This window comes from Rheinheimera sp. EpRS3 (genome assembly GCF_001513785.1).
Classification (GTDB): domain Bacteria; phylum Pseudomonadota; class Gammaproteobacteria; order Enterobacterales; family Alteromonadaceae; genus Alishewanella.
On sequence record NZ_LNQS01000003.1, the window covers coordinates 1 to 9839 of the forward strand.

The following is a 9839-nucleotide window of genomic DNA, read 5'->3' on the forward strand; positions in this document are numbered from 1 at the left end:
CCAGACCAATACTGGCTTTAGCGGCCGTAATGGTCAGGCTGTCGCCGTCCGGGTCGGTGTCGTTTACCAGTACATCCAGCACATAGCTGTGGTTGCCACTAAAGGGCAGGGTGAAATTGTCATCCACTGCGACCGGAGCGGCATTAACAGAAATTACTTCAATGTTAAATGCGGCCAGGCTGGCACTAAGCTCGCCATCGCTGACAGAAATAACAATATTACTGGTGGTGCCAACATGTTCTTTCACTGGGGTACCGCTAAGTGTACCCGTTGTTGTGTCAAACGTTGCCCAGCTTGGCTTGTTTGCAATACTAAATTGTAAAGTTGTGCCAGCATCAATATCGCTGGCGGTGGGTGTAAATAAATACTCAGAACCCTGTTCCACAGTTGTAGCAGGTGTACCTGATATTTCAGGTGCGGAATTTGCCGATGTTGGAGTAACACTGTTTGATGCTGCGGAAGCAGTACCGGTGCCGGCAGAGTTAGTTGCGGTTACGGTAAAGGTATAGGCAGTGCCATTCGTTAAACCATTCACTACAACCGGCGAGCCAGCTCCGCTGGCAGTTAAGCCGCCGGGGTTAGATGTAACGGTATAACCGGTAATATTAACGCCGCCATTACTCGCCGGGGCGGTAAATGCAATGCTTGCAGCAGTATCAGCCGCAGTGGCAACAACAGCCGTTGGTATGCCGGGCACTACCGGGTTAACTGTAAAGGTCCGGCTTACTTGAGGCGCAGGTAAGTAGCTATCATTACCTGCTTGATCGGCACTGATTGTACAAGTTCCTGCAGTCACAAAAGTCAGCGCGCCCACACCGGTTATAGTACAAACCGCCGGTGTAGAAGAGGTAAATACAGGCGGTAAACCAGAATCCGTCGTTGCTGTCAGAGTGGGAGCAGTACCAAAGTTCTGCGCCCCCGGGTTGTTAAAGGTAATGGTTTGGATAGCCGCAGGTGTTACCGAATTGGATGCAGCCGACGCTGGGCCGGTGCCTGCAACGTTGTTTGCCGTTACGGTAAAGGTATAGGCCTGTCCATTGGTTAAACCGGCCACCACAATCGGGGATGACGCACCGAGTATCGGCGCAACATCTGCTGGGTTTACCGTTACTGTATAACCGGTAATCGCCGCGCCTCCGATATTCACCGGGGCAACAAAGGCAACACTGGCTTGGTTATCGCCCGCTGTTGCCACAGGGTTGGTAGGCGCACCGGGTGCTACTGCATTAACGGTGAAGGTTTGGCTAACTTGTGGCGCTGGCAGATAAGAGCTATCACCTGCCTGATTGGCATCGATAGTACAATTGCCTGCGGTAACAAACGTAAGAGTACCGCCGGTAGTAATGGTACAAACACCGGTAGTCGCAGAAGTGAACGAGACCGGGTATCCACCAGCTGCATCGGATGTCGCTGTCAGCGTTGGCGTAGTGCCAAAGTTCTGCGCGCCTGGGTTATTAAAGGTAATAGTTTGTGGTGACGCCGGTGTTATCGAATTAGATGCGGCAGACGCAGCGCCAGTTCCTGCAGAGTTGGTGGCTGTCACGGTAAAGGTATAGCTAACACCGTTAGTTAACCCGCCTACCGTAATCGGAGAGCCTGCACCGGTGCCAGTTAAGCCACCGGGGTTCGACGTAACGGTATAACCGGTAATATTGGCGCCGCCCGTGCTGGCAGGAGCAGTAAACGTAACATTTGCCTGTTCATCGCCTGCGGTTGCAGTACCTATCGTTGGGGCGCTGGGAACTACCGCATTTACCATAAAGGTTTGCGATACCGTTGTCGCAGCATTCACGGCTGCATCACCCGGCTGATCGGCGTCGATAGTACAGCTACCTGCAGTAACAAAAGTCAAAGTGCCGCCGGTAGTAATGGTACAAACACCGGCAGTGGCCGAACTGAAACTTACTGTGTAGCCAGCTCCGGCAGATGAAGTAGCCGTTAGTGTCGGCGTGGTGCCAAAGTTCTGCGCGCCTGGGTTGTTAAAGGTGACAGTTTGTTCGCCTTTGGGTGTAACTGCATTCGACGCTGCCGAAGCAACACTGGTGCCTTTAGCATTGGTTGCTGTGACAGTAAAAGTGTATGCAGTGCCGTTAGTCAGGCCATTTACAGTAATTGCACAAGCTGCAGGGCCGGCACAGTTGCCTGATGCTCCGCCGGGGCTGGCAGTAGCGGTATAAGTGGTAATGGCTGTGCCGCCGTTATTAGCCGGAGCGCTAAAGGTTACACTTGCCTGGGCATTACCCGCTGTGGCTGTGCCTATGGTGGGGGCGTCGGGTACTGTTAAACCATCAACCAGCACAGAAGCGGTACTGCCGACATTATTAAGCACCAGATTCATGTTATTGCCGGAACCGTCTTGCAGCGTGCCGCCGTTGGCATCAATTGTACCCGCGACAGTAATGCCGTTAGCATCAAAGTCACCGGGCTGGACGGTATAACGGAAGGTTAACCAGGGCGAGGCTGAACCTGAAATGTAGCTGGCATAACGCGTGGTGGCGCCGACAGTTAGCGCAATGCGTGGTGTGCCGCCACTGGTGTCGACAACCACATCACTGACAGCAGCAATATTAACCACAAAATCCAGGTTTTGTCCTGCGATATAGGTAGCATTGGCCGGAACGTTAACATTACCAACAACAGGCGCGGCATTATCTACAGCGGCATTGCTGCTATCGGCAGTGGTTGTCGTATTACCGGCGTTGTCGGTCGCCGTAACCGACACATTGCGGGCACTGGCCTCTATTGCTCCGGCAACGATGGTGTAAGTAGCTGTCCAGGTACCTGCACTGTTGGTGGCGGCAACAGTAGTTCCCCCGCCAAACTGACTGAAATTAACAGTAACGCCGCTAATGGTATCGCTGTTGTTATCACCACCTGCGGTATTGTTCCAGGTAGCGGTTACGGTGTCGCCGATAATATAGGTGCCACCTGTTCCTGTGCCGCCAGAAATACTGATCCGCGCATCGGTAACTGTGGGTGCCACGTTATCGACAGTGGCATTACTGGTATCAGCGGCAGTGTTAGGGCCATTCGCATTGCTGGCGGTGATACTGACATTACGATTAGTGGCATCAATTGCGCCTGCTGTAATGGTATAGCTTGCTGTCCAGGTATTTACGCTATTCGTCGCGGTTACCGCAGCACCACCGCCAAACTGGGAAAAGTCTGCCGTAACGCCGGTAATGCCTGCATTATTGTCGCCAGCGCCGGTGTTGTTCCAGGTTGCGCTGATGGTATCACCAATTTTATAAGCCCCGCCGGTGCCCGTGGCGCCGGAAATGCTGATATTACCATCGGTAACGGTTGGCGGCGGAGGGGGTAAAGCTATAAAGCTACCACCAGCAGTTCCCACGCTTGTTGTAGTGGCCCCGGTATTGTCGCCAGTCCAATTGGATGCATTGGCAACCCGGTTAAGCCAGGTTGCCTTGTCCGCTGATGTCGTTGGGCCCGTGTATTGCACGTTATCCTGCTGGCTGGCTCCGCCGGGTAGACCAATAGCATTGGTGCCGTTGGTAAGTGCATTCTGGCTGCCAGAGCCATTAGGAAGCATTGAGTCCCGTAAAGTGATAGCAACGGACGTATTCCAGTTAGAGGCGTCAACCGTACCGGCAGAGTTATTCATGCCAAAAATAAAATAGGGGTTATTATCCGCGTCCTGATAAATAAAGATGCTGTCACCTACAGTATTCATTGGGTCGGTAACAGTAAAACCGTTGGTTGAAATGTCGCCTGTAAGATCTGTTGAAGTTGTTACGTTGTTTAAGGTGGCAGTCGGCGGGCCATCTGAACCTTCTAAAAACAGCTGAAATATATCCCCCGAGTTTACTGGGCTGCTGGTCGTCCAGGTAACTATGCCATCACCGGTACTCGGAGTGGTAAACGCATTGGTAGCCTGATCCCAGCCTTTATCAGTAATCTTGATAACTGTGCCCGCAGGGATATTTACGAGGCTTGCAAAGGTGATAGTGTCGGTATTCCAATTCCAACCCAGAACAACCATGTCACCCGCGTTAATGGTATTTAACAGGTGCGGGTAGGACTTATTGATTGGAAGTGTGTTGGCCTGCACTGCACCGATAACTGTTTCCAGTTGCCAGTTTCCGCCTTGTTTTGCATCGCCGGTCCAATCGTCAGAGGCGGCAATATTGGCACTAGTTATACTGGCAATATTATTTAATAATGTTTTCCCTTTTACTCCGGCCGCTACTTGGCAGCCATAAATGTAAATACTGCCATTGGTGGCTAAGGCTTCACCTATCAGAGCTAAGTTATTGCGTGCATTTCTAATATTGTCGACAGACAACCAAGTGTTACCCGCCTGAACTTCACCATCGCGGCCATGAGAAATTAAATGAATTTGTGCGATATTGCGCTGACCATAAAGCTCTTCGGCAATCTGGCTAATACCGTCGCGGTCTGCTTGCAGGATTCTTAGTTCAGCATCTGCAGGCAGGTCGCCGATCAGTTGCTGATAATCTTTAACTGCCGGGTCAACAAAAACCCATGTTGTTTTGTTTGCAGGCAGGCTTTGTTCAGCGGCCTGAGCAGAGAATGAGATTGTTGCCAGTGACAAGCTGCACAGCAATAAACAGCGACTTAGGCTATTTATATTAAATGCGGTAGCAGCAAAATTTTTCATCCGGGAACAAAAGCTGTAATCAGACCGTGACATAGTATTTCCTTAATAAACAATATAGATTTTTGCTGGCGGGTATCCTTTACCCGCCGTCAAAAAAATAAAACATAGTGTTAAAGCCACGGTATTTAAAACCGCTGCATATCAAACTTAATTACGTGGTGGATAAATTCCCGTTAGTGCAATAATAAAGTTCATTCCAAGGTAAGGGTTACGTGTCTGCACAGGTTGACTTGCGCCATTGTATGTGCCCTGTGCTGTTATGTTTGCATTAAATGGTGCTAGGGTGGTGGAACTACCTGAATTCAGCGGTGCATAAAGGTCGACTTCCGCGCCTACTGCGGTATCGACAGCAGTGGATAATACGCTGTTACTTGCCGGTGTTTTAGATGTGCCGTTACTGGTATTTGCAGGTATAGCAATAGCTGCGGTACCGGTCAGTGATACATTAAAACTGGGAAGTTGTGTTTGGTTTAGCGTTACTTGTTCTGTACCCGCCACCTGCCCTAATGCAATGTGAGTCAAGCCACCACCTGTACCCGTGCCTACCGGACTGCGGCTTTGCAAATTAGGCAATGCAAAAGTTGTTACACCATCGCCACCATAATTGGTCCCTAACAGAGAGAACAACGCAGAGTTACTGGAAATGGCCAGTAACTGGCCGTTACAAAGTGCCCAGCCATGCGGGGCATATGTACCAGCAAACATGCGTATTTCGCCCATAAATGGATCAGCCATATTGTGTTCCTTATTTAGAGTTTGGTAGTTTAAGTTGTGAGAGGTTTTGCACTAGCTGAATGCAGGCTTAACGGTAGTTGAATGTGAGCAATAAAGCAACAATTTGCGTTTGTTAGCAGATTTTTTTTAACAGTTTTACCTGCTTTGTGGATGGCTACACTGCCAACTCATGCTGTAATAAAAGTCTTGTTGCTGCGTAATGTCAAAACCCAGTTTAAGGTATAACGCCAGGGCTCGCTTATTAGCGTGATCAACCGACAGTTTTAGCGGCAGTTGCTGTGTGTGTGCCAATGTCTGTAACGCCTTGATCAGTGCAGTACCATAACCCTGGCCCTGATGCTGTTGCACTATAGACAAATCCATCAGGCGAATATCCTGGTTACTGTGATTGACAGTTAATTGCCCGGCGGGTGTATTGTGCAGTAACACGATAAATACTTCTGCGTTGGGTGCTTGTTGCCGGTAAGACGTCTGCTGCAGCTGAAATTGCTGCTCTGCCAAATGTGTTGCTAAAGCCTCTGGTAAGCCCATCTGGCTGAAAACCGGCCTGCTACTGGCAAACAGCCGCAACAAAAACGCCCGGTCGTCGGTTGTTGCAAGGCGCAGTGTCAGATTAAACGGCAGGTAGGGGGTTAAGTTCATCTGCGTTCCAGTCTTGGCATTGTAAACGTAGTAAATGATATTGCTGCGCTAGTTCAGGGCTGCAGTCAGATGTAGCCGGTTCAGTAAGCCGGTAAAGCTGGCCGTTGTTTTTAGCATCCCATTTCAGGTGTTGTTGCCAGGTCATAATGTCACTGTCGTTTAGTGGTAAACCGGTAAGCTTTCGCCACTGCCTATTACTTAGCTGGATCAACTGCTGATAATCAATCAAAGTGCTGTTGCCGGTTTTAACAAGTTGCGCAGTTAGTTGCATTAACTGGGTTAATTTTTGCTGTTGATAGGTAATAAGATCTTCGGCCTGGCAATTGTCATCAAGCCAGACTGTAACGTGTTGTTTCACCATATGGCGGCCTGCCTCACGTTTATGTGAGCGTAATACAGCGGCTGGTTGTCTGATCAGGCACAGGCTTTTTGCATCGGGAAATGTAGTTTGCCAGAGGCGCCATTGTTGTAAATCCCAGGCATTGGTTTTAATAATGATGCTGGAACATTCCGGCCAGGGGCAGCTTTGTAGATGCACCAGCAATTGCAGTAGCTCTTTGGTTCTGTCTTGCCAGACCGGATCGGTTAACACATCGCTGATTAACATAGACTCTGACAAGACCAGGCAGCCGGCAACAGGCATCATGCTGGATGCCAGCAAAGTTGAGCCGGTTCTGGACCAGTGAAATATCAGCAGGGCCGGTACCACCTTAGTAGGGGCTGCAACAGCCAGTAAATCTGCTAGCAGGCTGTAGGGCTGGATCAACGTCGCCAGCAGGCTCTGGCGGTTGGCGGCGATATAATCGGCCAGAAAAGGCTGTTGTGGTTTTTCGTTGGCCAGCAGCCAGCGCACGCTTTGTTGGTTTGACTGATAAGCATAAGGAAACCAGCAGCGATTAAATTCTGTGCTTTGAGGTACTACTGCCCGGGCATTTTGCTGGCGCAGGAAGGTAAGCATTTGTGGTTCTGTCAGATCCGGCCAGTCAAGATAGCGCGCCAGCAGATCGCAAAAGTGGGCCATGCTGTGTTGTGCCGCCAATTGTTGTAACTGCTGGCGGTTGTGTAACAACTTTATATAGCGTTGTGTCAGGTCGTTCATTGCAGCGGGTAGGTATTAACGTACTGCACCATTCTTGGTTTAGCCGCCCGGTTTACACTGGCACCATGTGGCAATGCCTGATGCCAGATTATTAAATCTCCAGCCTTAGCTGCAATGGCTTTTACCGGCCAAGCCGACCAGTCTTGTTGTTGCATTTCGAACTCTGTTTTGTTTTGCGAGTTGATCCAGTGATCTATTTGCAAATGAAACCCCGGCACACAGCAAAATGCTCCTTGTTGTTCTGTGGTATCCGTCAGATAAATTAACCCCTGGGTACCAAAGGGTACCGGACTTTTCAGCATGACATCCCAGTGCATATCCGGCCCCGGAAAAGACCAGCTTTTGGTTTCAGGCGGATTAAAACTAACCCTGTCCGTTGTCATGACTAAATCAGTGCGTTGCCACAATTGTTCATACACCTGACGGATCAGCGGTTGTTGTCTGTTGGCATCCAGCACAGGATCACGGAACAATTGCAGCATAATTTTCTGCATCTTTTCTGTACTCTGATACCAACTCTCTGGTTGGGCCGGATCAGCCTGTAAATACTGCCAGATCACCTTACAGCTTTGCTGGCATTGTTCTTTGCTTAAGACTGCAGGAATAACCAGGTAACCCTGTGTTCGCCAGAACTCCAGCTGAGCTTCGGTTAGTACCTGTGGTATCGCTGTTGGCATTTTAGCCTGGCTTAACGATTTGAGTTGCTGGTTTATCTGCAGTCTTACAGAAGGATCCGCTACATAAGGTTGCAAAAATGCAGCAAACTCACTCAATCTGTGACAGCGGTACAAGGCCTGAATACCTGGCTCTAGCCCAACACCACAAAGATCAAGTACAGCTTTATCCAATAACCACTCGTTTGAGTAATCCTGGTCAAGCTTTCTGAGCCGTTTCAGCTGAATTTTTTGCCATAATCGTTTGGCATGAACTACCCCGGCACAGCTGTGGTCATCGCTGTCAACCAGTTCAGGCCATTGCTGCTGATAGTGGAAGTCAAAATCCGGATAGGTTCCTTGTTGATACTGAAACTGCACTACAGAACCAGGCACCAGCATCAGCCCGGATTTATAACGAGGTATGGTTAGCTGTGACTGATTTTCCCGCAGCCAGTGTGTGCCATACACCTGAATATCAGTGGTCAGTTTCAGATCAACAGGGCGAGGCTCAAAATCAGGCAAAGGCCATTGACCTGATAAGCCGGACAAATTACCGACGGCCAGTTCACCACAAAGTTGTTTATTCAACGTAAACAAAGGCCCCAGATAATGCAGTTGTGGTTTATCATGTTCGCGCCATTCCAGCCAGGCATCCAGTTTTATTTGCTGTGGGATCAACTGGCCTTTGGCACTTAGAAATTGCTGCAAATGACTAAAAATTTCTACCTGAGGCTCTTGTTGCAATAGATGTTTCATCGTCTCAGATAAAATAAGATCAAAAGTGGGCCTGGGTTCTGGGTGCCATAAAGTGGCATCAGCGCAGACCCATTCACTGATCCTGTCGGCCACTGCAAAATACTCTGTTAGTGTTTTAAAACTCTGTAAAGACTGCGGGTGAATATCTAAAGCTGTCACTTGCAATTGGCTGGCATCAAACACAGTTAACAAAGGTAATACCAGCCAACCCAAAGGCCCCGTGCCTGCATACAGCAGTTTTACTGGTCTGTTGGGGTCTTGTTGGAGTTGATCGACAATAGCCTGAAACAAACCCTGAATAAAAACCCTACCTCTGTCCGGGTCTTCAGCACATTGCGCTGCGGTCGTTGGCGAGACCGCTTTACCATAAGCCGTGATAGTCGCGTGGGTATCCACAAATATGGCCGGATGTAAATCCAGTCCAATCTGCTGACATAAACGTTGTAACACAGGGTCAATCAGCTGTTTGGCATAACCTGTGGAGCTGCAATCCAATAAAGCTCTGGCATAGATTTCCAGCTCAGGGCGACTTAGCCATTTGGAGTTACAGATTTGACTTGCATATACCTGCTCCTTTAACCAGTCATTCGCTTCACAATCAATCACCAAGTTTATGCGGGCAGCATTGCCGTTATTTTCGACCCAATGTGTTTGATCTGCGTTGATATACCACAGTTCACCTTCCTGCATAGGTACTAGCTGCTCTGCCACATAAAACTTTAATTCAGGGTTAGTTTGCAGCGGTAAATGCAGCCGAGCTTCACCATGCTCCAGGCACAAGCCATGATCACGGTGAGGTTTAATCAAAGCTCCGGCATCCAAACGCATTAAGCGCACGGACTTTATCGACACAGGCAATTTTTGCAGGAAATGTTTGACGCTGGGAGCCTCATCCAACAAAGGTAAATCCTGCCAATGGGTAGTGTCTTCAATAGCAAAACTTTGCAAAATGCCATGACCATTGAGGTGGGCTGAAGCACAACGCAGTGGCATCACGTCCCACTTACCGGCGTAGTCACGCTGATTTACATGGGCATACCATTCGCCTTGCAGCAGGGTGCTTAATTCATGCTGCATTTGCTGATAACCGGTAACACGCTGCAGCAAGGCAAAACTCGGTGTTGTCATAATTAACGCTTTGTTTTTATTCTGTTAAAGCTCAGCCTAGCAGAGACAAAACGAATTACAACTGCCTTAACGCAGTATAAGCACTGTATCCAGCTCAGTAAGCACAGCAGCTAAAGTAAAGGCGCCGTTAGGCACCTTACTGCGGGTTAAAACGAGTAACTGACACCGAGCATAATATTGTCGG

At 49.2% G+C, this 9839-nt stretch carries 5 protein-coding genes; all 5 read right to left on the bottom strand.

Annotated elements, in window-relative coordinates; all coding sequences use genetic code 11:
* Nucleotides 1-4672, bottom strand: a 4672-nt coding sequence (locus AR688_RS07150; protein ID WP_156420244.1) for a DUF4347 domain-containing protein, incomplete at its 3' end; no start/stop codon positions are given.
* Nucleotides 4673-4786: 114 nt separating this feature from the next.
* On the bottom strand, nucleotides 4787-5374 hold the full coding sequence (locus AR688_RS07155) for a phage tail protein (RefSeq protein ID WP_068231337.1): 588 nt from the start codon (nucleotides 5372-5374) through the stop codon (nucleotides 4787-4789).
* A gap of 135 nt (nucleotides 5375-5509) precedes the next feature.
* The gene (locus AR688_RS07160) at nucleotides 5510-6016 is read right to left on the bottom strand and encodes a GNAT family N-acetyltransferase (RefSeq protein WP_068231340.1); all 507 of its coding nucleotides are present in this window, start codon (nucleotides 6014-6016) and stop codon (nucleotides 5510-5512) included.
* A complete protein-coding gene (locus tag AR688_RS07165) occupies nucleotides 5988-7115 on the bottom strand; it encodes a hypothetical protein (RefSeq protein WP_068231343.1) in 1128 nt (375 codons plus the stop codon). The genes AR688_RS07160 and AR688_RS07165 overlap by 29 nt, the downstream gene beginning before the upstream one ends.
* The gene (locus AR688_RS07170; protein ID WP_082694704.1) at nucleotides 7112-9655 is read right to left on the bottom strand and encodes a phytanoyl-CoA dioxygenase family protein; all 2544 of its coding nucleotides are present in this window, start codon (nucleotides 9653-9655) and stop codon (nucleotides 7112-7114) included. Before AR688_RS07170 ends, AR688_RS07165 begins: the two co-directional genes overlap by 4 nt.
* Between the last annotated feature and the right edge of the window lie 184 nt (nucleotides 9656-9839).

Bases quoted from the DNA above. Each gene is read 5' to 3' on its own strand.
- AR688_RS07155 (WP_068231337.1), bottom strand. From the start codon at position 5,374: ATGGCTGATCCATTTATGGGCGAAATACGCATGTTTGCTGGTACATAT.
- AR688_RS07160 (WP_068231340.1), bottom strand. From the start codon at position 6,016: ATGAACTTAACCCCCTACCTGCCGTTTAATCTGACACTGCGCCTTGCA.
- AR688_RS07165 (WP_068231343.1), bottom strand. From the start codon at position 7,115: ATGAACGACCTGACACAACGCTATATAAAGTTGTTACACAACCGCCAG.
- AR688_RS07170 (WP_082694704.1), bottom strand. From the start codon at position 9,655: ATGACAACACCGAGTTTTGCCTTGCTGCAGCGTGTTACCGGTTATCAG.